Genomic DNA, 24,050 nt, shown 5'->3' on the forward strand with positions numbered 1-24,050 from the left:
CATTTTCCCATCCGGACTTAGAGCCTGTTTAAATTTTACCGAAACATCTTATAAAGCAGGCTTATCGTCTTTCTTTGCTCCTTTTTTAGTCTATTCCGTGCATATTTTTCACTTTTCGCCCTTGATTTAGCCCGCTAAATCTGCGGGAGAAAAGCAAAAAATCTACTTTGTAATAGCCCTAAAAAAGTCGAGCAATAAAATTAAAACAGGCTCTTAACCCACAAACTGGCAATTCATCCCCAGGATGACATAAAGAAAACTACACCATGAGTCTTTCCGGTAAAATCGCATTTCGATATCTTTTTTCGAAAAAGTCCCACAGTGCCATCAATGTCATTTCGATGGTATCGGTCAGTGGTGTAGCCATCGCTACAATGGCACTGGTCTGTACTTTATCGGTTTTCAATGGATTCCAGAATCTGGTTGCATCTCTTTTTTGCTCCTTTGACCCCGAACTAAAGGTCTCTGTTGTTGAAGGAAAAACATTCAATGCAAATAATGAAAAAATCAATGCATTGAGAAAGATGCCCGAGATAGCTGTCTTCTCTGAGATTGTGGAAGACAACGCTTTAGTTCGCTACAAGGACCGTCAGGTAACTGCAACCCTGATGGGGGTTTCGGATAATTTCTCAAAGCTAACCCACATTGATAGTATCCTGTATGATGGGAAATTTGTATTGGCTGATAGCCTGGTGAGTTATGCGACCGTTGGCGCCGGATTATCCCTGTCGCTTGGAGTGGGGGCTAACTTTGTGGAGCCGCTTGAAATTTACGCTCCGAAAAGGGAAGGTAAAGTCAGCATGGCTAATCCGGCATCCGCATTTAATACAGACTACGCCTATGTCACTGCAATATTTAGTGTCAATCAGGCGAAATACGATGAGTCAACTATCATCGTTCCGATCAGTCTGGCCAGAAAGCTTTTCCAATATACCAATGAGGTAACCTCAATTGAGTTAAAACTGAAGCCAAACACAGATATTGACGATGTTAAGTCGAAAATAGCCAGGGCTCTGGGGCCTCAGTTTAAAGTTGCAGACCGGTACGAACAACAGGAAGAGGCTTTCAAAATGATGAAAATCGAAAAATGGATGACCTTCCTGATCCTTTGTTTCGTCCTGATGATTGCGACATTTAATATCATCGGTTCGCTGTCTATGCTGATTATCGAGAAGAAGGCTGATATTGCAACACTACGTAGCCTGGGTGCGGACAATCAGCTTATTTCACGGATCTTCTTATTTGAAGGGTGGATGATCTCCGCAATTGGAGCAATAGTCGGTATTGTACTAGGACTTCTTCTATGTGTCGCTCAGGAAAGTTTCGGATTATTACGAATGGGAGGCAATATGGGAGCATTTGTAGTGGATACCTATCCGGTAAAAGTGGTCTGTACAGACCTGATGACCATATTAGGAGTGGTATTTACGATTGGGTTCCTGTCTGCCTGGTATCCGGTAAAATCGCTGAAGAATAAATATCTGAGCGAAACCAGACAAAATAACTGATAAAAAAGGGTGAGTGGAAAATTTTCCATTCACCCTTTTTTACTCAGTGCATAAGTCCTGGCTTTCAGGAAAGCAGCCAGCTCCTCTACTTTTGCATATTGTTTCTGCTCTTCCCAGGAAATTGGATCACCGATTGTTACTTTTATTGTTTTCCCTCTTTTATTGAAAACTTCGTAAGGCATACGCATGCTTCGGAGTTGCCAGTTGACCCGGCCGAGAAAGTTAAAGAAGCAGGAGTTCTTTCCATGAAAGAAAATAGGTATAACCGGTGCCTTTGCCGCTTGAATAAGACGTATTACAGTTGGCTGCCAGTCACGATCAGTAAGTTGAAACCAGTTGGGTTTATGAAAGTTGGAAACTGCTCCTGCCGGGAAAAAACCCATAGGATGCCCCTCTTTCATGTGCCGAATTGTTTCTTTAAGTTTTAGAGCATTATCATTAGAACCTGAACTTTTAGCCGTTGCAGGTTGAACACCGACAAAATTATCAGCCATGGTTCTGACATTCATCAGAATGGAGTTTACCATGAATTTATAATCAGGGCGACGTCTAACCATGATGTCGATCATAATAACACCGTCTAATCCACCATAAGGGTGGTTAGAAACAGTTATGAAAGTCCCCTCTGGTAAATTAGATAACTGTTCTTCATTTTCAATTTCATAAGATACTCCCACGTCTTTAAGTAAAGAAGCGGCAAACTCTGCCCCTCTCAAATGTATAGAGTTTTCATATACCCGGTTTACCCGATGTATTGACAACAACCTGACAAGACACCGTCCTAAACGTAACCCTTTTTTACCCCTTAACAGCGGTGACATTATTGCGAAATCTTTTTGGTCAAGAACTACCCTGCGCATTATTTCGAATTAATTTTCATAAGAACAACACCAATACCGATCCAGATCATTTCCCGGATACGTGTAACGAGACTTACATAAATACCCAAACCACCTACCGGGCCTACAAGAGGCGCTATTTTCATCAACTTTAAAGCTCCGGTATATCCGAACTCCCTTGGACCCAATTGCATTGGGAAAAAGAAAAGAATATTGGCCAGTAATGTTGTGAGAGCAACCATTACAAACGCTTGCATGTAGGTCACATCAATACCAATTGCATGAATGATGAAATAGACTTCAAGGCTATTCACCATTCTACCGAGGAATTCTAGGCCTAACGTATAATAAAACGTCTTCCTGCGGTTAAGGTACAGATCTGATATCTGAGTATCAATTTCAATCAACTCTGCCTCTTTTTTCTCATAAAAAGCTGCAGCCTTCTTTTTGAAAAACGGTTGTTTTTTGAGGAAAGCAAAAAACTTCAATAACAATCCTCTTTTATATCCTTTGAAAAACAGGAATGTCAGACCAACGAAGAAGATAAATATAACCGTTAGCACAATCGACAAATCGTGGGAAACGGTAATAAAGAATGCAATAACCAGGATAGAGGTCAACCAAAAGAAAAAGTGGGCCATCACATGCATCATGGTATAAAGCACCACTGAGGAAGTCGCTTTATGCCCTCCTACTATCTTCTGTAGTTCTAAAGCCCTATATGGCATCCCCCCCATCATACCGGCCGGAGTAGAATAATTAAGGGCAAAACCGGTAATAGTCAGTTGAAGAGACTTCAGATAAGAGACTTTGCCATTATGCTTTTCGTCGTTGATGATCAGATGAAACGCTTTGGCATTTATCAGATAGACCACCAGCCAGATACCGATAATCGGGAAAAACCACCACCCTGTTTTCAGGATATTCTCAACAATAGTATCAAAACCTATCTTCCATACAATTAACACAATGGCTACAACAGCGATGAGAAAGAAGATATTCTTGGTGATTTTACCTTTTGTCATATTTTCCGGCTAAAATGTTTTCATTAATAGTTTTACAAACTTGCTCATATCTCTTCAATCCGGTAAGTAAAGCCAGATTCAACGCCACAATCTCAAAAATAAAGTAGTACCATGGATGACCGATTAAAGTAAATCCGAATAAGAAAAGAGAACGAGTATTAAAAGATAACGAGTGCATCCAAAAGATGATTCCGGTTGATTCGGTACGAAAACCGCTTTTTAATTCTTCTGAAATGTTATTGTTGTATCTGGATGCGATAGTTTTTCGCATTTTCTGAATTTCGGGAGTAAGCTTTTCCTGTCCGCGGGTATAAAAGCGATAAAAGAATTTGAATAATTTTTCCCAGAAATCATTTTTCCAGGAAAGGGCAAGATATTTTTGTTGTAAAGTTTCGGCATCATCCAGTTCACTACCGGCTGTCCCCTTCAGGAAAAAGAGGTGGATATTCTTAAAATAATCAGCGATAGCAGCCTGACGGGAATGAGAATAACCAGAGAAAATAGCTAATGCAAAGATATATACCGGAGCTCCTTCATTCATGGTACGCAAACATATCGCGATATAAATAGTTGCAAACCAAAGATCACCGGCAAATCCATCAAGAATTCTACCGATTTTCGATTTAATCCCAGTAAGTCGGGCCAATTGGCCATCAACACAGTCGAGTGTATTAGCTAAAATCAGGAGAAGGATACCCGTAATATTTGTCCAGATATCATCAAAGTAAAAGCGGGTACCAGCGGCAATCCCAACAAAAATGGACAAAACGGTGACCATATTGGGTGTTGCCGGAGTATGACGAAGTAATAGAGCGATCTGAAAAGCGACCGGACGATAAAAGTAACGGTCAAGGAAATTCTCAATTTCCAGAGATTTTAGAGAGGATTCGAGTGTTATTTTTTCAGTTGAATTTTGAGCCATTGTGGTTGTAATGTTTAGACATAGTCTTCATAATGGCCGCAAAGGTAGTCAAATTAAGCTATTTTTCGATTCCTCAGATATGTTATTTGTACGAATAGGCACCGTCCACAGTGATAATTTCGCCGTTGATGTATTTATTTTCAACCAACATCAGGTAGACATCAGTTAATTCTTCCGGTTCGCAAAAACGCCCCAAAGCAATCTTGGCATTAATATTAGCCTTGATTTTTGCGGGTTTCGTCTTCTGCCACTCTGTATCCACAAAACCGGGTGCCACAGCATTTACACGAATCCCTTTTGGAGCTAGGAATTTGACCAGGTTCTTTACCAATGCGTGAACGGTCGATTTGGTGACTCCATAGACAAGTGACACCGAATGGGGATGAATTCCCATCAATGATCCGGTGAAGACAACGGATGCACCGGGTTGCATTTGATCATATAATTTTTGAAGAAGGAAGACTGGGAAATGAACATTAGCATCAAAGACACGTTTCCACTCTTCCGGATTGATTTGATGAAAGTCAGTTCGGTCAGTCAGTCCGGCATTGAAAATCACAGAACCAATAGAAAGGCCATTATCAGATATATAATTACAAATAAGATCAATTGATGCCAAATCTGAAATATCAGCCTGAAGGATATAAACCCGACTTGAAGGGAAAGCACTTGCGAGTTCATCCTTAACTTCGTTTGCACGCTGAATATCGGATCCATAGGTCAATAAAACATCAAAGCCCTCACCCAACAATCGCTGAGCAACGGCTTTGCCTATTCCTTTTGTCCCACCTGTTATTAAAGCGGTTTGTTGATTCATTATCTCTTATTCTTCTTTGGGAATTATCGGTTTTGCTTCACGCTCAACGCGCAGACTCTGGTTATAGCTTTCGTAAATTGACTTTTTCAGGCTGGTAGAAGAAATACCGTTGCCATATGGGAAATAAAAAACATCCACACCTAAATCCTGCAGATAGTCGTATTTACCATACCAGTCATCCCCTACCACAAAAACATCAATGTGTAGTTTCTTCACAATCTCAGTGTGATCAAGGCTGTGCTGAGGTATAACAATATCGGGGCCTTTAAGTGCTTCAACAATTTGTAAACGCTCTGTAAAAGGAATAGCCGGTTTGGCCTTATATGAACAAACCAGCTCATCTGTACTGACACCAACAATCAATAAATCGCCCAAACCACGAGCGTAATTGATCATTTTCAGGTGATTGATATGGAACATATCAAACGTTCCGGATGTATAAACTACGGTTTTTCCTTTAAACATATTGTAAGCTTTCCGGCATTCTGCCTCTAAAATTTTCCGCAAAAGTAATCATTAAATCCAAAGATTGTCCGAAAATGGATATTCTGTCCGTCTATAGCACTCTGAATTTGGGAAGTATTAACGTGTAGCGGCTACATGAATGTTGATTATCGAATTGGACGGATCATTGGATATAACACTTACCAATTCATTCACACCACTTTTGGCTTTACCCGGAATAAGAGCAATCTGCAACTGAATAGATTTCCCCGGAGCAACACTGACACGGTCAGCCCTTACCTGTAACAGGCTGGAATTAGCTTTTATTTTACGGATATGAAGCGTGCTTTTTCCTGCATTTTTCAAAGTAATAACTTCTGTCTTTTTGTCGCTAAGATTAATTTTGCCAAAATTTACGTTTGTAGAACTGGCTTCAATGCGGGGCGCATTTTCACGTTGCTGAGGAGTTAAAACGGAAAAATCTTCCACGATATTAGCCGAAACTGTAATCTTGCGATCACTGGCGATTTTTGACTCATTATTCTGGAGAATAAAAATATCATCAAGACGAGTTCCCCAATCTTTCACAGCACCTTTGTAGGTTACAACGATTTCTCCTTTTCCTGAAGCCGGAACAACAGCAGGAGAAGCAACTACAGTCAAATGTGACGGAACACGGCTAAAATGCAAAGACAGCGGGTTTTTCCCGCTGTTGTAAATTGCAATTTTGTCAGTTTTGGTTCCGGTTTTCTGAATGTCATAAAACGAAAGGTTTATTTTACCAAGCTTCAAGTCACCAAAAGATACCGGATATTGGTCTTCGATACTTGCTGTTTTGGGTAAAACGTTTCCTTTGATGTTCAGTATGACAGTACCTTCTTTTGTGTTGCAATACACTGTGATGGTTTTGCTAAACTGTCCGGGACGGCCTTTGGCTGCATAAGTTGCTTTTACAAATCCCGTTTTGCCCGGAGCAATTGGCTCTTTACTCCAATCAGGAGTAGTACAACCACACGATGCCTGCACTCGACTGATTACCAATGGGGCATCACCTTTGTTGGTAAAAATGAACTCACAGGTTACACTCCCGTCATCTTCCTTGATGGTTCCAAAATCATGCGATTTGTCTTTGAAATCAATCACTGGCCCACTCTGAGCGAAAGCTGAAATTGCAGCTAACATAACTAGTGCTGCGAAAAACACTTTTTTCATAACTCCACTTTTTTATTTAGATGAATAAATCATGATACAGAATATCCCTGCAAATGTATTAAAATAAGGGTAAATGCGAATCCCTTACAGCCTTTTTATGGCTTAACAGACAAAGATTCTCCGACAGAATGCGCAACAAACTCCGGTGCATATAAGCATTGTAATGATGCAACGCCTGCGGTATAGCTCCCGGCCCGGTTGACCCACAATGAGTACTCAATCACATAAGTTCCCTTATTAAGTTGTGGGAAAAAGAACTGGGTGGAAGCGTCCTTTGTTTCCTGATAATAGCAAACGGCATCTTTCCAACGGCATCCCGAAAGTTGTTCCACCGGCTCAAGGCAAGCTGCCCGATTATCTTTTAAATGAACAAAATCCAGATCCCGATCTGATTTTAGAACCAGTCTTACGATAACCTTATCGCCTACTCTAAGAGGCATTTCCGGTGTAACCGGCTGTGATTGCTTCTGATTACCAGTTAGGGCCTCACGATACAATGTTTTGGAAACGGATAAAGCACCTTTTTGAGCCTTGATTTTATCCATATCTTCAAAATATTGCCGATAAATGGCTCCCCAGGTTATCCCCGGACTTGTCTTGGTGAAAACGATTTCCCGATTCGATTTATTGAAATCCGAAACAGGAATTTCCGCCTTGTATTCAAACGTTGGAGAATCGTCATTTGTTTTCAGAACAACATTATCCCCGACTTTTACTGAAACTTTACCGGTTGCAGCGAGTAACTCGCTGTCTCTCTTGAGTAAAGCATACACGGCATCGACGGTTTCAGGCAACGAATTCCATTGTTCAGTCTGTTTTTGCTTCAATAGCCATATTTGCATTTTCTTCAAAATTGGAGCTTCTGTTCCCATCAACTCAAAGGCATCCATAATTTGGGTATGAACGGTTATTGCTGTTCGCCCCCATCGGTGGTCAGGTGTCAAAGAAGGGAAATAGTACCCAAACTCCGGTGATTCGCTGCCGAATTCTTTGATGGATTTTAGAATATTTGTCGCCACTGACTGATTTTGCAGACGCTTCATCAGGATTAAGGTCAGTGCTTTTTCCTGTAATGACTTTTCAACCCAATGTTGCTCTGCCAGTGTCTGATAGAATTGATAAGCTTCTTTTTCCTTAGCACTCATTTCTATATTGGGAAATGCGGCACGCAAAACCAACGTCTGTAAATCTGACAGAGACAGCACTGCAGTCTGGGACCAATTTGAATTGTACTTCTTCAAATCCTCATAAGTTTTGAGCAAGTCGGCATCCAGATAGTGGACTGCCTTTTCAAGTATTGGTTTAATTTCCGGATTATTTTCTGTTGCGCCCAACGATGAAAGTTTCGAAAGACTGGATAGTACAAAGCGAGTCAGATAAGCACTTCCAGCCATTTGCGGATACCAGGAAAAAGAACCATCATTGTTTTGTAATTGTGTAATTCGGGTCAGCGCCTTATCTGTAAGTGTTTTTGACCGGTTGGAATTAAGCAGTTCGCTTAATCTCTGTTTGTGTTGCGTTTCCCCTACAGCCTGATTGACCCACGGAGTTTCCTGTATCAGGACGGATTTCAGCTCTTCATTTTTCTCCAGTTTGGAACGGAAGGCTTCCTGCGCATTTGTTGACAACGATGCGGTCTTGAAGTAATTCTGTATGCCCGGATTTGAGGCTACAATGTGTGTTGCCAATGAATTGGCATACAAAGCCGTTACCCAGGAAACGAGGTCTTCAGAGGTCGGTTCTGCCACTACGGGTAAAGCATGAACAGCATACCAGGCCGGATTGGAAACCAACTCAAGAGTAATCCGGTAATCGGTCTGTGAAGGTGAACCTTGGGGTAATGAAATCTTTTTATCTCCCGTCCATCCGAGATTCAAAGGAACTGCTTCCGTGACTAACTGACGTTTGGTCAGTACTGGTAGAATCTGTTCTTCACCATCGCTAAACTGACCGGATTCGGCTATAAAACGACACCCCAATAATTCAGCGTCAGAAGGAATATCCAGATTCCATGCGACCGATGTATTACCGTCAGTCGGAAGCTGATAAGGCAGAGGATTCAGGCTGATATTAGTCAGAATCTTTCCCGTAAACGGATTGAAAATCTCGACTTTGGCAATTCCGGAAATAGCCTTATCGGAGAGATTTGAGATTTTGGCAGTCAACACCACTTTATCACCCTGACGCACGAAGCGCGGCATATAGGATTCAATCATTAAATCTTTCCTGACGGAAATGGTATCCAACAGCTGATAAGTCCGCATATCCTTAGTGTGGGCCCTTCCGATAAATTTCCAATCTGAAAGATTATCCGGTACAGTAAAGCTGACCACAGCATCTCCGTCTTTGTTCGTTTTGAGCTGCGGATAGAAGAAGGCTGTTTCTCCAAAGTTTTTGCGAATTGTAACAGGTTTCTGGTTTTGTTCGAGTGTTATTTTTTTTGTGGAAATTTGCTGCACTCCGGTTATTGCCACTTTTGTTTCATTAAGCACCATAAATGGTTCAGAAATATCATCTGTCCCTTTGTCAAAATTGACAGCACCAACGGCCGCCTTTGCCTCCATTACCCCCGCCCTTAATGACCTGTTTCTGTAGGAATTGATATCCAGATTTAATCGGTCAAAGTCAAATTCGCGGGATTTGTACTGTTTCCCGTCAAAATTCAGCCAACCGGTTTCATTATTAAATCCTCTTCCTTCGGAATACCAGGGACTCAACGCATGAGTTGTAAACGTAGGAAGATTAAACACCGGATTAAAAGGTCTGATTTGGTCTAATGACAGGTCATACATCTCCGCCAGCACTTCTGCTTTTAAGGGATAATCCTCCCGGTCACGAACAGTTAGTTTCCACTCTTCCTTTTGTCCGGGTGTGGTTTTATCGCGGAAAGAGCTCCAACGCATAGAGATTTTACGATCGGGTTCGGCCTGTTTCACATCGACGGATTCATGGAAGAAATGCCCGTTCTTGAAATAACTGAATTGCACGGTAATGGATTTCCCATAGCTTGAAAGATACTGCACAACTACCCTTCTTACATTGTTGTTGAGTTTCAACCGTTTCCGGTCAACCAATGATTTATTGTCATAGACTTCAAAAAGAACGTCGGCATCTGCCGATGAACCGAACAGCATCACGGCTCCTTCGCCAACACGACATTCGGTGACGGATTTGTACAACCAGACGTAAGCCGTCTTTGGCATCTCCTTTTCATAAAAATGGAAAAGGGTAAAGCGACGTTCTTCCTTGATTATTCGTCCTTGTTCGTCCTTTGTTTCGGCAACAATCAGATATTCACCGGAAGTCAATGCATTCCAACGGTCGGTATTAATCGGTTTATTGGCTTCAAATTCGGCTTCCAGTCGTGGTTTCTTTTCGCGCACCAACTTCTGATTGTCATCTATTTCCTGCAAAGTCTGATTTTCATACCGGTAAAGCCGGTAGCTGCCTTTTGCTGTAACCGGCATTCCACTGAGATTATTCGCCCGAATGATTATTTTAGGCAAATGCTCCCGATCCACATCCTGCGGCATTTCAAAATCAAGTGCCATTGAAACATTGCCAACCGGAACAGACAGGTCTGCTTGCTGTGTTTCTCCGGTTTTATCCGTCAATGAGGCTTCAACATTGAAATTGTAAGCCAGCCAGGGATAAGCAGAGCTATTAGGATCTTTTTCTGCCTGAAAAGAAATCGTAAACTGGCCGTTCGCATCCGTTTTAGCAGTTCCCGTAGCGATTATTTTTTCGATCCGGCTTCCCCAGCGGCAGAACCAGTGCATCCTTCGGGTTACCTTATATTTCACGACCTGGCCGTCCATCTTCACGCCGGAGAAGGTTTGTGCATTTCCCTTGACGGTAATGTTATCTCCAAACTGGTACGTTTTGTCTGACTGCTTCAACTCAATTTTGAACTTCGGCAGTTTGTATTCTGCTACGGAGAAGGAGTAATTTGCATTAGCCGTAGATATAGAAAACTCCCCGTTTAGGGTTTGTTTGGGTAAAATAAAACTGCCGGCAAATGAGCCAAATTCATTTGAAACCAGTTCTTTTTTATCTATTTCCCTACCATTCGCATCTTTGAGTAAAACGGTTACTGCCCTTTGCTCGATGGCCTCCGTCCCACGCTCCAACGAACTCCGGTAAACATATCCTTTGAAATAAACCGTCTGTCCGGGACGGTAAACGATGCGGTCTGTGAATAGTTGCTCGATGTCAGCACCCGTTGCCGTTGTCAAGGGTTCACCGGAATAGGGTAAATAGGAAATGGGGGAATAAACATCATCGCCATCCACGACCTGATAGGCGTTGGCTGATTTTGATTTATCCACAGTAAAAAGTCCGTGCGCCTGTGTTTTACCTCTTCCGACTTCCGCAAATTGGTCGGGATAATTCCTTTTGTATAGAATTACTGTGGTGTTGGTCAAAGGGTCGCCACTTTTAAAATCAGCAGCCAGCACCTCTACAACACCTCCGGCAGACCGGCTAACTGCAGCTATTTTACTTACACTGAAATGTTCAGACCCGTTGTTTTTGACCTCTTTGCCCGATACAGCTGAACTTTCTAACCGGTAATTACCGATTTGAGAAACAGAAATTTCCACTACGGTATCTTTTTCCAGATATGGTTTCGGATTGGAGAGTGATAGTTTTTGTTCCAATACCATTTTCTCCGGATATTTACTCTTTGTCTGGATGATTTCCGCCATCATTGGAGCATCCACCCGATAAATGCGGAAGGAAAGCTGGTCAAGATTCCGGTAGTGGATTTTGACTTTAGCCTTTTGACCGGGATAAAGCTGCGACGGCATGGAAAAATGGGCGAACGGTAACAGAATCTGTTCTTTCAGGGATTGAATCTGTCCGATTCGGTCGTAATTGGGATAAAGACGAATCGCCTCATTGCAAATCTGAAGCACCTTTTCATAATTGCGGATTTTAGTAGAGTTGTCTGGTTCAACCTCTGAATTATCTTCATTCAGGGGAATAATATCATTGTCATTTTCAAGATAAAATTCAGCCAAAGCAAGGTCAACCTCCACCGAAATTGGCGAATTCCTATATTTCTTTTGCAATGCTAATAATGCTTGTTCGTACTGGTTATCTGAAACTTCGCGGCCTTTGCAGAATGATAATCGCTGCAATTCAGCCATCAGGTAGGCATCCCCGTTTCCTTTTTGGGTATTTATGTTCTTCAAATCATTCAAAGCCGAAATTGCAATTGACCGGTATTCATCGAAGTCATTTTCCTGTAGCAACTCCACTGCCCGGTAAACGAGTAAATCGTACATGGAAGGACGTAACCGCGGAGAATCTTTGCCTTTATCCAATACCAGAGCGTATTTCTCAGTCGGAACAGTAGAGAGGGTCGATTGATTTTGCAAAGATTGTTTGATGTGGCTGACTATGACATCGATATACCGGGCAGAAGTCCAGGAAGACATATCATCAGAATTATCGGAAGCAATAGCAGTCCGTTGTCTGATGACCCACCACTCACGCCGGTAACTCTGGTGATAAAGTTCAGCCAGAGCGGAGTGAAGAAGACTTTTAAAAACTGGTTCCTGATTTTCCTCCAACATTCCTTCCATTTCCCTAAACAGATATTTCACACTATCCGGGGCAATCGTTTGTTGTAGCCCGGCTATCAGGACCAACGACTTCAATATGGCCGGACCGTTTTTATCAGACTTTGCCTGAGCTAAAACAGCCCGGCTTTCTTTTAATGCACTCTTAGGCAACCCCTCTTTTTGCGCTTTTTCGATTTTGGTCCAATAAGGTTGGTATTTGTCATTTACCGAAGAGTTCTGCGCATTCAGGGCGAAAATGCCACAGAGAATCATTGTCCAAAATAAAAGTTTTGTTTTCATATTCATGTAGGATTTATATCACGGCTTCTGTTTTTCTAACGGAAATATACTCAAAACATTCTTCTCCATGAGCAAAATAAGGTCTTATAAATTAACCTTAGTTTGCAGTGTACTGATTTATAACTACCTTTGCGCCCGCAAATTATAAACTAAAATCTTTTTATGCACGAACAAGGCAAGTACATTAGAATTGAAGTGGCCGACCCCACCCCGCTGGGATTGACCGGCCTTGCTATGGTTACCCTGGTAGCCGCATCTCAAAAACTGGGCTGGACTGAAGGCCTTTCCATGGTGATTCCATGGGCTATCTTCCTGGGTGGTTTCGCTCAGTTGATGGCATGTGTTTATGACTTTAAACACAACAACCTTTTTGGTTCTACCGCTTTTGGTATCTACGGATTTTTCTGGTTGTCAGTCGGAACCGCATGGTTGATTAAACTGGGCGTTTTCGGAGCTGCTCTGGCACAAACTGTAGATGTTCACCAACTCGGTTTTGCATTTCTGGGTTACCTGATTATCTCACTCTTTATTACGGTGGCTTCGTTCCGCACAAATAAAGTACTGATTGCAATCATGGTACTGATTGATGTGCTTTTCCTTGGCCTGATGATGAGCTCTTTCGAAATGGGCGAAATCTGGCACACCATCGCTGCATGGTCAGAGTTGTTTATCTCTCTGTTAGGCTTCTACGGAGCCGGAGCTAACCTGCTCAACAAATTCTACGGTCGCGTAATGCTTCCTGTAGGTTCTCCAATCATGAAATAATTTAGTGGTAAACGAAGCTCATTCGTACACCTCTAAAAAACAATTAATCCGGTGATTTTGTGCGCTTCACAAATCACCAGATTTTTTTGTTTCCCACTGACTCTAACTTTTCCAAAGTTTTGAACTTTGGAAAAGTTTAACCATCACCGCCGTTAGTAAAAAGTTTTCGCTATCTTGCATTCCGTTAAACCACCAGACAATTATGCCTTATGAAAAATGTCATTCTATCGTTAACCGTCGCATCCCTCCTTCTTTTCACCGGATGCGGAAACAAATCTGAATCTTCAGCTAAAGAAAATTCAACAAAGAAATCCTTGTCAAAAGAAGTTGCCAAAGAGACAACCAATTTGGACACAGTCGCATACAACAAAAAACTACAGGCACTGGTCAACGGTGACACGACCGGCAGATGGCCTGTGAAGCCTCAACCTTATCCGCAAAACGGAGCGATTCTACCCTTCCACCGTATCATTGCCTATTACGGGAATCTTTTCTCTAAGCGAATGGGGGTTTTGGGTGAATATCCTCCGAAAGAGCTTTGGGTGAAGCTTCATGCCGAGATGAAAGCGTGGCAAAAGGCCGACCCGACGACACCGGTGATTCCGGCCATTCACTACATCGCGGTAGTGGCGCAGGGCAGTCCGGGCAAAGATGGAATGTACCGTTACCGGATGCCGGATAAGCAGATTGATTCGGCGCTGACCATTGCAAAAATGGGAAATGCCATCGTCTTCCTGGATGTACAGGTGGCACTGAGTAACCTGAAAGCAGAAGTGCCGTTACTTGAAAAATATCTGAAAATGCCAAATGTACATCTGGCCATCGACCCTGAATTTTCCATGAAGGAAGGACACCGCCCAGGTACGAAAATCGGTTGGTTTGATGCTGAGGATGTGAATTATTGCTCCAATTATCTGGCCAAACTGGTCAAGGATAATCACCTGAGCACCAAAATCCTGATTGTACACCGTTTTACCCAGGGCATGGTGAAGAACTACAAGAACATCAAACTTCACCCCGAAGTACAGATTGTGATGAACATGGACGGTTGGGGCGCTCCTTACCTGAAACACGACAGTTACGAGGCATACATCCACCACCAGCCGGTACAGTTTACAGGATTCAAACTGTTTTACAAAAACGACCTCAAGAATCCTCCTCACCACATGCTCACCCCCGAAGAGGTGTTGAAGGAAAAACCAAGACCCATTTACATTCAATATCAATAAAACAAGGAAAGCCGGTTCATCGTGAGCCGGCTTTCTTGTTTTATATGGTAAAATATTTGCCTGAAAATCTTGCAGCGTCCGTTCCCACTCCGGGAAAACCTGCTCAATTTTGCAGCGCATCGTCCCGCTTCGGGAACATTCGCTGCAATTTTGCGACAGTCCGTCCCGCATCGGGAACATCTCCTGCAACTTTGCAGCGCCCGTTCCCATTCCGGGAAAGTTTGTTGCAATTTTGCAGCGGTCATTCTCGCATAGAAATTATCTCCTGCAGATTTGCAGCAACTGATTTCACAGTGAAATTATCTCTCCAAGTTTCGATTTCCGGCAAATTTGCATCGGGCAAAAACCCACCTATTCCCCCTTCTGAAATGACCGGCTGTAACGCAATCCCATCGCATCGTAATGCGGTAAAAGGAGATTCAACCGATTCAGAAAAGCGTTGTAGTCTTTATTTACCTGAGAAGACCAGGCCGTTTCGGCAATAGCGGCAGCCCGGGGGAAAGCCATGTATTCGGCATAGGCCTCGGTAGCGATGTATTCCGTCCAGAGATTTCCCTGCACCCCGAGGATATGAGCCGCTTCATCGGGTTTGAGCGATGCGGGCGTGGGGTCGAAGTCATATGTCTTTGACAAAGGAGTGAAACCGCCGATAGCCAGCGGTTCGTCCGCCTGTTTTCCCTGATAATGGTCGAGGTAAACGCTTTGCAGCGGAGTCATAATCACATCGTGATGCTGGCGTGCAGCTGCGATACCGCCATCCGTTCCCCGCCACGACATCACGGTGGCATTCGGCGCCAGACCCCCTTCCAGTATCTCGTCCCAACCGATGATTCGTTTCCCTTTCGTTTGCAGGAAATCCTCCATGCGACGGATAAAGTAGCTTTGCAGTTCGTGCCCGTCCTTCAATCCCTCCTTTTTGATGCGTTCCTGACAGGCAAAGCAGCGCAACCAACGCAACTTGGGCGCCTCATCTCCCCCGATGTGGATATACGGAGCAGGGAACAAATCCGCCACTTCGCTCAATACATCTTGTAAAAACAGAAACGTCTCTTCACGCGAACAATAAATATCCTTCCGGATACCCCAATCGCCGACCAATTCAAACGGGCCTCCGCTGCACGAAAGATTCGGGTAAGCCGCCAAAGCCGCCTCGGCGTGACCGGGCATCTCAATTTCAGGAATGATGGTCACGAAACGCTTTTGCGCATACGCGATGACATCGCGTATCTCCTCCTGCGTGTAATAGCCGCCGTAGTGCGTCATGTCCCAGCGGCGCGGTTTGTCGCTGTAGTGGCCAATCAGGGTGCGGTCACGAAAGGCGCTCACCGCCGTCAGTTTCGGGTATTTCTTTATCTCGATGCGCCATCCCTGGTCATCGGTCAGGTGCCAGTGGAAACGGTTCATCTTGTGGTAAGCCAGGTAGTCGATGTATTTTTTGACAAATGAAACGGGGAAAAAGTGGCGGCAGACATCCAGCATCAGTCCGCGGTAAGGGTAGCGCGGGTAATCCTCAATCTCCATGCAAGGCACTGACCACTTGACACCGGAAGATAACGAATCTTTGTCAATAGCTGCCGGAAGCAGTTGGCGAAGGCTCTGCATCGCGTAGAAAATCCCCGCCGGAGTGGCTGCCGCAACTTCGATACGGTGTGGAGTAACATTCAGTTTATAGCCCTCTTTATGCGTAATGGCCGGACTCAGCGAGCAGACGATTACCTGTGCGCCTTTCGCATTTGAAGTTACGTTAAGTTGAATTCCGGCACTGCGCTCGAAACGTTCGGAGAGAATGGCGATTGCATTTCGCATCTCCGGATTGTCGGTGGTGAGGCAGATTTCTGTTTTGGGTGAAAAGGTAAATGTCCCTTTTTCCACTTTGCAATGCACGGGGACAGGAATCAGGTCCACCCTAGCTTTCTTTTCCGATGCCATCATATTCAGGGTAAATAAGAGTGCGGCCAGGATTGCGGTTATTTTTTTCATTGGATATAAATATGAATTGAACAAGATATGGTCAAAAAAAAAATTGGTAATGGGTGAAGTTTTACTATCGAACTTTTCTAAAGCTTGAACCTTTGGAAAAGATAATTCATTGAATTATTCTCCCCATAAATGATAAATTGTCATTTCTTGTCTGCTTTTACTGAATAGTATAAATCCTGTTTTTTCAATCGACTCATCTGTTCCCGGCTCAACTAGAAGCCACCCAGTTCGAAAGCTATATAAGTCAAAATCAGAATAAATATATCGAGGTAGTTTGTCATTTATTTGATTATCAGCATTGTTTGATTTATTGTAATTAAATGGGAAAATAGCTTTTCCTAAGAAACTCCAGCTATTAGGCAGTTTAGTATTATAACTACAACTATCAATCAATATCCACCCATTATCTTTAGCATAATTAAAAATATCACTTTTTTCAAATGCTTCGTTACCCTTTATTTTCCAATGAATTATCCTATATCCACCCCAAGGACCTTGATTATTAAGTTCCTTAACTATAAAATCTTTTTTATAGTTCAACCAAAAAGCAGCAGGAGATATTTTAGTGCATGAAATAATTCCAATTGAGATAATTATTAGCAATATTACTTCTTTTATCCGCATAAATAATTTGAATTAGAATATTATTACTCACTCTCCCATCAGCTCCTTTCGGAACTCCTTCGGCGTTTTCCCGATACGCTTTTGCAGAAAACGGGTAAAGGAGCTTTGCACTTCGAAGCCGAGACGGTCGGCAACTTCAACAATAGGAATTTGCGGCTGTTTCAGCAATAACTTGGCCGACTCGAAACGTATCAGGTCGAGCTGCTCCTGAAACGAAGTCTCCTCTTTTTTCAGATAAAACTGCAATGTGCGCGGGGAGAGATTCATCAGCGACGCTATCAGGTTGAGTGACGGAGCCGTACTCTTCATTTGCTCAAAGATATGTTGCTTGGTATGCTCGGTCCAGACGTTACGCCGGTTTTTTATGCGCTGGATGTAGCTTTCGTACATCTGCAAGGCATCGGGATTGGCCGTCGGAATTTTCCATTCGAGCATTTCCAGTGGCAAAACAATACAAAGATACTCTGCCCCGAATATAATCGGACAGTCGAAATACTCCTCCAGCAAGTCGCGCTCGCCCTCTTTGGGATAGGGAGTATATATCTTCACCGGCTTCACGATGCGCCCCAGAAATTCACGACGGTTCCGTATGTTAAACCCGATGTTGTGCTCCGTCATTTGCCGGGCCGCCATCGGATAATTCTCCAACCAATCTTCATGAATGCAGGTAATGTGGTAGATACCGTCCTCTTTTATCTGAAAATCATAATAGTTGAGCGTATCAATCAGGTCGATGTGCTTTTTCATGTTTTCCAACGCTTCGGCGTAGGTGTTACAGCTTTGGTAAATCTGCCCCAGTACGCCCAACGTGGAAAAAGGCGATTCGAACCCAATCTTTAGTCCGATGCGATGGTCGTTTAGCTTTGCGACCGTTTTCTCCAGGAATTCACCCAATTGCACAGGCGAAACCACCACATCGGTCTTATAGAGGTCATCCGGAGTAAGATTGACCTCCGTGAGCAGGTCATCAAAGTCAACGCCCCGGGATTCGAGGCTGAAAAGTATATTGCGAAGGGCTATTCCGTGAATCATATTTGTAATTGTTGTGACCAGGCTACGAATGGACGAATGAGATGTTTCTTCCCTTTTTTCAGTCTTGAAAAAAGATTCGGGAGTATTCGCTTGAAATATCAGAGTTTAACTCCGGTTTTTATTCGTGAATTCGTGGCTAAAATAAAAAGGCTTGCGCGATTGGATAAAAGTAATTCATTTTGGGGAAAATGCAAACCTTAAAGTGAGAGTAATTTTGCCCCCGAATTCATATAAATAAGATATCAGTGAATAAGCACGCATTGACTCCACTCGGGAGAGCCTGTCAATGCGTGTAAGTTCCATCGAATTTTGAAATTAAAATATTATCTGAAAATGAAAATAGGCGTATTCGGAATCGTTGTTGTATGCAGTGTGGTAACTGCACAGGCACAGCAAAAATTCACCCTCGAAGATTGCCGCCGCATGGCCATCGACAACAACAAGGAACTCAAAATCTCTCAGGAGAAAATCACCGAAGAGCATAGCAAAAAGAAAGCGGCATTTACCAAATACCTGCCCGATGTCTCCTTTACCGGAACTTACCTGCGCAACAGCAAAAACATCTCCCTGCTGAGTGAAGATGCTTACCTGCCGGTGGGAACGGTGATGTCTGACGGTTCATTCGGCTTTCGGGCGGACCAGGTCAACAATTCCTGGACAATGGTAAACGGAAGTGCTGTTCCTCTGGACAAAAACGGCAATCCATTCAATCCCAAGACCAATCCCGAAAAAATCCTCTGGAAAGATTACGCCATCATCCCCAAAGAGGCTTTCGAGATGGACATGAAGAATGTCTTCGCCGGTATCCTGACCGTGACGCAGCCTATCTATATGGGCGGTAAAATCAAGGCTTACAACGAAATCACCAAATTTGCAGAGGAGCTGGCCAAAACCAAACACAACACCAACCGGCAGGACATCATCCTGAAAACGGACGAAAACTACTGGCAGGTGGTTTCATTGGCCAACAAGAAAAAACTGGCGGAAGGTTATGTGAAACTCCTTCAGAAACTGGATGCCGATGTGCAGACCTCTATCGCTACCGGCGTAGCTACCAAGGCGGACGGACTGACCGTGAAGGTGAAACTGAATGAAGCGGAAACCGTTTTATCCAAAGTCGAAAACGGGTTGAGCCTGAGCCGGATGTCCTTGTGCCAATTGTGTGGAATTTCCCTTCAATCCGAATTTATCCTGAATGATGAAAATACCCCTACTGAACCGGAAATGGTTATCGCTTCGGGTGATGCAAACCGGGCATTTACCAATCGACCGGAACTTAAATCACTGGATTTAGCCACCAAAATATACAAGAAAAAAGAGTCACTGGTAATTGCCGACCTGTTGCCGCAAGTTGCAATGACCGGAAGCTATATCTTGTCGAATCCCAACAGCTACAACGGTTACGAAACCAAATTCGGTGGAATGTGGAATGTGGGCGTGGCAGTGCATGTCCCGATATTCCACTGGGGCGAAAACTTTCACAACCTGAAAGCCGCCAAAAGCGAAACCCGTGTAGCCCAACTCCAGTTGGATGAGGTAAAGGAGAAAATCGAATTGCAGGTCAATCAGGCGGTGTACAAATCCAACGAAGCCTCTAAGCGCCTCATCGCTGCGAAAAAGAATATGGAGAAAGCGGAAGAGAATCTGCGTTATGCAACATTAGGATTCAACGAAGGAGTAATCCCCGCTTCCAATGTACTCGAAGCTCAGACTGCCTGGCTTTCGGCAAACTCCGAAAAGATAGATGCGGAGATTGACGTAAGGCTTTGCAAGGTGTATCTGGCAAAAGCGTTAGGGGAAAACTTAGACCTCCCCAACCCCTCCAAAGGAGGGGCTTCTGGTTCCGGCAAATAAATGATAACTCAATAAATTATTAATCGGCCATCAAGTCCCCCTTCGGGGGATTTAGGGGGTCTATCACTACAAACATGAAAAAGAACAGACTTTTCTGGGTATTTCTGATTCTGCTGGCTGGAATCATAGCCGCAATCGTTATCGGATTTTTATGCCTGAAACCTCAACAGGAGGTGATTCAGGGACAGGTAGAAGCAACCGAAGTACGCATTTCGGGTAAAGTGCCCGGACGCATTCAGGCTTTTCGCTTTGCCGAAGGAGAAAAAGTATCCAAGGGAGATACGCTGGTTATCCTTGATTCTCCCGAAGTACTGGCCAAACTGACTCAGGCAGAGGCGGCTGAAAATGCGGCACAAGCGCAAAATATGAAGGCCATCAAAGGTGCCCGTCAGGAACAGATTACCGGTGCTTATGAACTGTGGCAAAAAGCCATTGCAGGCCGTGAGATTGCCCATAAATCGTTTGACCGCGTGCAAACCTTGTTTGACAAAGGCGTGGTAGCGGCACAGAAACGCGATGAAGCCGAGGCTAATTACAAAGCCTCCGTCGCCACCGAAAAAGCCGCTAAATCTCAATACGACATGGCCAGAAACGGAGCGGAACGTGAAGATAAGCTGGCTGCCGCAGCACTGGTTGACCGTGCGAAAGGTGCAGTGCAGGAAGTCCGGTCTTACCTGAAAGAAACGGCCCTTACCTCTCCGGTTGATGCTGAAGTTTCGGAGCTTTACCCGAAAGTGGGAGAACTGGTCGGTACCGGAGCACCCATCATGAACCTGGTGGACCTAAACGATAGCTGGGTGGTATTCAACGTGCGCGAAGACCAGTTGAAAGAGCTGAAGATGGGTGCAACCTTCAAGGCTAAAGTTCCGGCATTGGACAATAAAGAGATTACGCTGAAAGTAACTTTCCTCAAGGATATGGGTAGCTACGCGGCCTGGAAATCAACCAAAGTAACCGGACAGTTTGATGCGAAAACCTTCGAGGTGCGTGCCCGTCCGGTGGAGAAAGTGGCTGATTTACGTCCTGGAATGTCGGTGCTGCTGGTTAGGGATTGAGGGAATGAAGGAATGAGGGAGTGATAATTAGCAAATTGGGAAATTAGTAAATGAGCTAATTGTTTCTGCATATTTCAATGGTAAATTGTAAATGATTAAATGGTAAATAATATAGGTCTTCTCCCCGTTATCCGTCGGGAAATACGGCGACTCGTATCGCATCCGATTTACGTCTTTACGATGGTGATTGCGCCGTTGTTTTGCTACTTCCTGTTTACTTCGCTCATGAAGAACGGATTGCCGACCAATCTGCCCGTGGCGGTGGTTGATTTGGACGGGACATCAACATCGAGGAACGTCATTCGCCAGCTGGATGTTTTTTCCCAAAGTCAGGTGGTGATGGAATTGGCTCAGTTTACAGAAGCCCGTTCGGCCATGCAGGAGGGAAAGGTCTATGCCGTGTTTGTCATTCCGCGCCATTTCACCCGCGATTTGGTGAATGGAGAGCAACCGAAGATTTCATTTTACACCAATAATACCTTTTTCATTGCTTCGTCTTTGGTTTTCAAAGATATGAAGACCGTATCGGTATTGGTGTCGGGAGCAGCAAATCGCAAAACGCGTCTGGCCAAAGGTCAGGAGATGCGGCAGATTATGGCGCAGCTGCAACCCATTGTGGTGGATTCGCATCCGTTGAGTAATCCGTGGATGAACTATTCCATTTACCTCAATAATATCTTATTGCCTGGAGTGTTACAATTGCTGGTTTTGTTGCTGACCGTTTATTCAATAGGGATAGAAATCAAGCAAAAAACGACGCTGCACTGGCTGCATACCGGCGGGGATTCGATGACGGTTTCCATTATCGGTAAACTGTTGCCACATACGGTCATCTTTACGTTGGTGGGTGTATTCTTTCAGGTGTTGCTTTACAAATACCTGCATTTCCCATTGATGAGCGGTGTCTGGCCAATGGTGCTGGCGCTCTTGTTACTTGTCATGGCATCGCAGGCACTGGGAGTATTCTTTATCTCGCTGCTGCCGGTGTTGCGGTTGGGATTGAGTGCGGCGAGTCTGATTGGGGTGATTTCCGTTTCGATGTCGGGATTTTCCTTCCCCGTTTTTGCCATGGCCAAACCGTTACAGGTACTCAGTCATATTTTCCCGTTGCGCCACTACTTCCTCATCTATGTGGACCAGGCGCTGAACGGCATTAGTATGTACTACTCACGGGTAGATTATCTGGTATTGGTCGGATTCATGTTGTTGCCGTTGCCTTTTTTACCCAAACTCAAACATGCTTTGAAATATAAGGAGTATAAAATGTAGTATTCCCAGACATAAGAAATCAGACAAGTGATAAAAACGCGAGGGGGTCGCTCGGAAATGCAAGGGAGTCACGTAGAAATGCCCCGTCGGCATGCAGAAATGTGAGAGAGGCGTGCAGAAATGCATCAGCGGCACCCGGAAATGCGAGGGAGTCACGCAGAAATGCCCCGTCGGCATGCAGAAATGCGAGAGAGGCACGCAGAAATGCTCCGTCGGCATGCAGAAATGCGAGGGAGGCGTGCAGAAATGCATCAGCGGCACGCAGAAATGTGAGGGAGACTGACTCCCTGCCATTTTTCAGTGCCGCTACCAAAGTCCTGACTCTTTTATCTCATGGTCTTTAATCTAAAAAAATATGACCGAAACAAAACTATACCGCTTTCTGCGGACCGTGATTGCCGACATCTTCTCTGTCTGGTTTAAGGAGCTGAAAAGTGTCTTTTCCGATGCAGGGGTAATCATATTCTTTTTGGTGGTTCCCTTCGGATACCCGCTGCTCTATTCCTACATGTACAATAACGAAATGGTACGTGAGGTTCCCATGGTGGTAGTGGATCAGAATCGCTCCTCTATGAGCCGGGACTTCATCCGCCGTATTGACGGAACCCCTGATGTACATGTCGTTTCCCGCTGTACGGAAGTGAGTGAAGGACAGGAACTGATGCACCGTCGTCAGGCGTATGGTATCCTGCTTATTCCCGAAGATTTCAGCCGGAACATTGCCCGGGGAGAACAATCGACCGTCTCGCTCTACAGCGACATGAGCAGTATGCTCTTTTACAAAGCGATGCTCACGGCCTCTACCGATGTTTCGATGAAGATGGGTAAAGAAATACAGGTACGCAATCTGGGTAACGTTACCCAAACCCAGGGCGACCGTATCACTACACCTGCCGGATACGATTGGGTGCCGATGTTTAACCCGCAAGTGGGATTTGGTTCGGCTATGGTGCCGGCTATTCTGATATTGATTATCCAGCAGACACTTTTACTGGGTGTGGGTATGCTCACCGGAACCAGCCGCAATCATGCAAACCGTACCTTCCCGCTCGAATTCGGACATCATCATTTCATCGGGAGCCTGCGTATTGTAACGGGAAAAGCGCTGTGCTATTTCATGATCTATGCACCGGTGTGTGCGTGGGTACTACGTGGCGTGCCTTCTATCTTCGACTTCCCGATGGTGGGGCATCCGGGACAGATTATGCTCTTTCTGCTGCCATACCTGTTGTCGGCTATCTTCTTTGCCATCACACTGGCAGGGGTGATTCGTGACCGGGAAACGCCAATGCTGATTTTTGTCTTTACCTCCGTTCCTCTGCTCTTTCTGGCGGGGGTATCGTGGCCGCAGGCGGCAATTCCGGTTGGATGGAAATGGTTTTCCTATCTCTTCCCTTCTACTTTTGGAATTCAGGGTTTCTTGAAACTAAGTACAATGGGGGCTGACCTTCATCAAATCCGTTTCGAATACATTGCCCTATGGGTCCAAACTTTTGTCTTCTTCACCACAGCGTGCATCTCGTATCACTTTGTGATTACGGGTAATAAACTGAAAAGGCTCCGTGCCATGCGCATGCTGAAAAGGATTAATCTAATCCGATAAAAGAC

At 44.3% G+C, this 24,050-nt stretch carries 17 protein-coding genes; 7 read left to right on the forward strand and 10 right to left on the reverse strand.

What is annotated here, in order from left to right:
* Positions 1-266 precede the first annotated feature (266 nt).
* Positions 267-1,508, forward strand: a complete 1,242-nt coding sequence (locus MLE17_RS03010; protein ID WP_243346916.1) for an FtsX-like permease family protein — start codon at positions 267-269, stop codon at positions 1,506-1,508.
* Positions 1,509-1,537: 29 nt separating this feature from the next.
* On the opposite strand, the gene MLE17_RS03015 is transcribed toward MLE17_RS03010, so the two are convergent.
* The 7 genes from MLE17_RS03015 to MLE17_RS03045 all read right to left on the reverse strand — a co-directional run bounded on the left by MLE17_RS03015 (position 1,538) and on the right by MLE17_RS03045 (position 12,634).
* Complete coding sequence (locus MLE17_RS03015) at positions 1,538-2,368, reverse strand: lysophospholipid acyltransferase family protein (RefSeq protein ID WP_317236619.1); 831 nt, start codon at positions 2,366-2,368, stop codon at positions 1,538-1,540.
* Positions 2,368-3,372 (reverse strand): lysylphosphatidylglycerol synthase transmembrane domain-containing protein, encoded by a 1,005-nt coding sequence (locus MLE17_RS03020; protein WP_243346920.1) that lies wholly within the window; start codon positions 3,370-3,372, stop codon positions 2,368-2,370. The genes MLE17_RS03015 and MLE17_RS03020 overlap by 1 nt, the downstream gene beginning before the upstream one ends.
* Positions 3,359-4,294, reverse strand: coding sequence for a CDP-alcohol phosphatidyltransferase family protein (locus MLE17_RS03025; protein WP_243346923.1), 936 nt, complete (start codon positions 4,292-4,294; stop codon positions 3,359-3,361). The genes MLE17_RS03020 and MLE17_RS03025 overlap by 14 nt, the downstream gene beginning before the upstream one ends.
* Positions 4,295-4,376: 82 nt before the next feature.
* Positions 4,377-5,111, reverse strand: coding sequence for an SDR family NAD(P)-dependent oxidoreductase (locus tag MLE17_RS03030; protein WP_243346924.1), 735 nt, complete (start codon positions 5,109-5,111; stop codon positions 4,377-4,379).
* 6 nt (positions 5,112-5,117) lie between these two features.
* On the reverse strand, positions 5,118-5,576 hold the full coding sequence (locus MLE17_RS03035) for an adenylyltransferase/cytidyltransferase family protein (RefSeq protein WP_243346927.1): 459 nt from the start codon (positions 5,574-5,576) through the stop codon (positions 5,118-5,120).
* 117 nt (positions 5,577-5,693) lie between these two features.
* Positions 5,694-6,767 (reverse strand): DUF1573 domain-containing protein, encoded by a 1,074-nt coding sequence (locus MLE17_RS03040; protein WP_243346928.1) that lies wholly within the window; start codon positions 6,765-6,767, stop codon positions 5,694-5,696.
* 95 nt (positions 6,768-6,862) lie between these two features.
* On the reverse strand, positions 6,863-12,634 hold the full coding sequence (locus MLE17_RS03045) for an alpha-2-macroglobulin family protein (RefSeq protein ID WP_243346930.1): 5,772 nt from the start codon (positions 12,632-12,634) through the stop codon (positions 6,863-6,865).
* A 162-nt stretch (positions 12,635-12,796) separates the two neighbouring features.
* Here MLE17_RS03045 and MLE17_RS03050 point away from each other — a divergent pair, with 162 nt between their 5' ends.
* Positions 12,797-13,399, forward strand: coding sequence for an acetate uptake transporter (locus MLE17_RS03050; protein WP_243346932.1), 603 nt, complete (start codon positions 12,797-12,799; stop codon positions 13,397-13,399).
* A gap of 209 nt (positions 13,400-13,608) precedes the next feature.
* Complete coding sequence (locus tag MLE17_RS03055) at positions 13,609-14,628, forward strand: hypothetical protein (RefSeq protein WP_243346934.1); 1,020 nt, start codon at positions 13,609-13,611, stop codon at positions 14,626-14,628.
* Positions 14,629-14,979: 351 nt separating this feature from the next.
* On the opposite strand, the gene MLE17_RS03060 is transcribed toward MLE17_RS03055, so the two are convergent.
* The 3 genes from MLE17_RS03060 to MLE17_RS03070 all read right to left on the reverse strand — a co-directional run bounded on the left by MLE17_RS03060 (position 14,980) and on the right by MLE17_RS03070 (position 18,264).
* On the reverse strand, positions 14,980-16,608 hold the full coding sequence (locus MLE17_RS03060) for a beta-N-acetylhexosaminidase (protein WP_243346936.1): 1,629 nt from the start codon (positions 16,606-16,608) through the stop codon (positions 14,980-14,982).
* Between the two features lie 114 nt (positions 16,609-16,722).
* Complete coding sequence (locus MLE17_RS03065) at positions 16,723-17,232, reverse strand: hypothetical protein (RefSeq protein WP_243346938.1); 510 nt, start codon at positions 17,230-17,232, stop codon at positions 16,723-16,725.
* Between the two features lie 27 nt (positions 17,233-17,259).
* Complete coding sequence (locus tag MLE17_RS03070) at positions 17,260-18,264, reverse strand: AraC family transcriptional regulator (protein WP_243346940.1); 1,005 nt, start codon at positions 18,262-18,264, stop codon at positions 17,260-17,262.
* A gap of 333 nt (positions 18,265-18,597) precedes the next feature.
* Here MLE17_RS03070 and MLE17_RS03075 point away from each other — a divergent pair, with 333 nt between their 5' ends.
* From MLE17_RS03075 to MLE17_RS03090, 4 genes are all read left to right on the forward strand, one after another.
* Positions 18,598-20,118, forward strand: a complete 1,521-nt coding sequence (locus tag MLE17_RS03075; RefSeq protein ID WP_243346942.1) for a TolC family protein — start codon at positions 18,598-18,600, stop codon at positions 20,116-20,118.
* Between the two features lie 74 nt (positions 20,119-20,192).
* Positions 20,193-21,173 carry an HlyD family secretion protein gene (locus MLE17_RS03080; protein ID WP_243346945.1) on the forward strand — a complete coding sequence of 327 codons (981 nt, stop codon included), beginning with the start codon at positions 20,193-20,195 and terminating at the stop codon, positions 21,171-21,173.
* A gap of 99 nt (positions 21,174-21,272) precedes the next feature.
* A complete protein-coding gene (locus tag MLE17_RS03085) occupies positions 21,273-22,442 on the forward strand; it encodes an ABC transporter permease (protein ID WP_243346946.1) in 1,170 nt (389 codons plus the stop codon).
* Between the two features lie 355 nt (positions 22,443-22,797).
* Positions 22,798-24,045: an ABC transporter permease gene (locus MLE17_RS03090; RefSeq protein WP_243346948.1), complete on the forward strand. Its 1,248-nt coding sequence runs from the start codon at positions 22,798-22,800 to the stop codon at positions 24,043-24,045.
* Positions 24,046-24,050 lie beyond the last annotated feature (5 nt).

This window comes from Parabacteroides sp. FAFU027, assembly GCF_022808675.1.
Lineage (GTDB): Bacteria > Bacteroidota > Bacteroidia > Bacteroidales > UBA7332 > CAXXIC01.

Excerpts from the sequence above, each read along its gene's own strand:
- MLE17_RS03010 (WP_243346916.1), top strand. The coding sequence starts at position 267 with ATGAGTCTTTCCGGTAAAATCGCATTTCGATATCTTTTTTCGAAAAAG.
- MLE17_RS03015 (WP_317236619.1), bottom strand. The coding sequence starts at position 2,368 with ATGCGCAGGGTAGTTCTTGACCAAAAAGATTTCGCAATAATGTCACCG.
- MLE17_RS03020 (WP_243346920.1), bottom strand. The coding sequence starts at position 3,372 with ATGACAAAAGGTAAAATCACCAAGAATATCTTCTTTCTCATCGCTGTT.
- MLE17_RS03025 (WP_243346923.1), bottom strand. The coding sequence starts at position 4,294 with ATGGCTCAAAATTCAACTGAAAAAATAACACTCGAATCCTCTCTAAAA.
- MLE17_RS03030 (WP_243346924.1), bottom strand. The coding sequence starts at position 5,111 with ATGAATCAACAAACCGCTTTAATAACAGGTGGGACAAAAGGAATAGGC.
- MLE17_RS03035 (WP_243346927.1), bottom strand. The coding sequence starts at position 5,576 with ATGTTTAAAGGAAAAACCGTAGTTTATACATCCGGAACGTTTGATATG.
- MLE17_RS03040 (WP_243346928.1), bottom strand. The coding sequence starts at position 6,767 with ATGAAAAAAGTGTTTTTCGCAGCACTAGTTATGTTAGCTGCAATTTCA.
- MLE17_RS03045 (WP_243346930.1), bottom strand. The coding sequence starts at position 12,634 with ATGAAAACAAAACTTTTATTTTGGACAATGATTCTCTGTGGCATTTTC.
- MLE17_RS03050 (WP_243346932.1), top strand. The coding sequence starts at position 12,797 with ATGCACGAACAAGGCAAGTACATTAGAATTGAAGTGGCCGACCCCACC.
- MLE17_RS03055 (WP_243346934.1), top strand. The coding sequence starts at position 13,609 with ATGAAAAATGTCATTCTATCGTTAACCGTCGCATCCCTCCTTCTTTTC.
- MLE17_RS03060 (WP_243346936.1), bottom strand. The coding sequence starts at position 16,608 with ATGAAAAAAATAACCGCAATCCTGGCCGCACTCTTATTTACCCTGAAT.
- MLE17_RS03065 (WP_243346938.1), bottom strand. The coding sequence starts at position 17,232 with ATGCGGATAAAAGAAGTAATATTGCTAATAATTATCTCAATTGGAATT.
- MLE17_RS03070 (WP_243346940.1), bottom strand. The coding sequence starts at position 18,264 with ATGATTCACGGAATAGCCCTTCGCAATATACTTTTCAGCCTCGAATCC.
- MLE17_RS03075 (WP_243346942.1), top strand. The coding sequence starts at position 18,598 with ATGAAAATAGGCGTATTCGGAATCGTTGTTGTATGCAGTGTGGTAACT.
- MLE17_RS03080 (WP_243346945.1), top strand. The coding sequence starts at position 20,193 with ATGAAAAAGAACAGACTTTTCTGGGTATTTCTGATTCTGCTGGCTGGA.
- MLE17_RS03085 (WP_243346946.1), top strand. The coding sequence starts at position 21,273 with ATGGTAAATAATATAGGTCTTCTCCCCGTTATCCGTCGGGAAATACGG.
- MLE17_RS03090 (WP_243346948.1), top strand. The coding sequence starts at position 22,798 with ATGACCGAAACAAAACTATACCGCTTTCTGCGGACCGTGATTGCCGAC.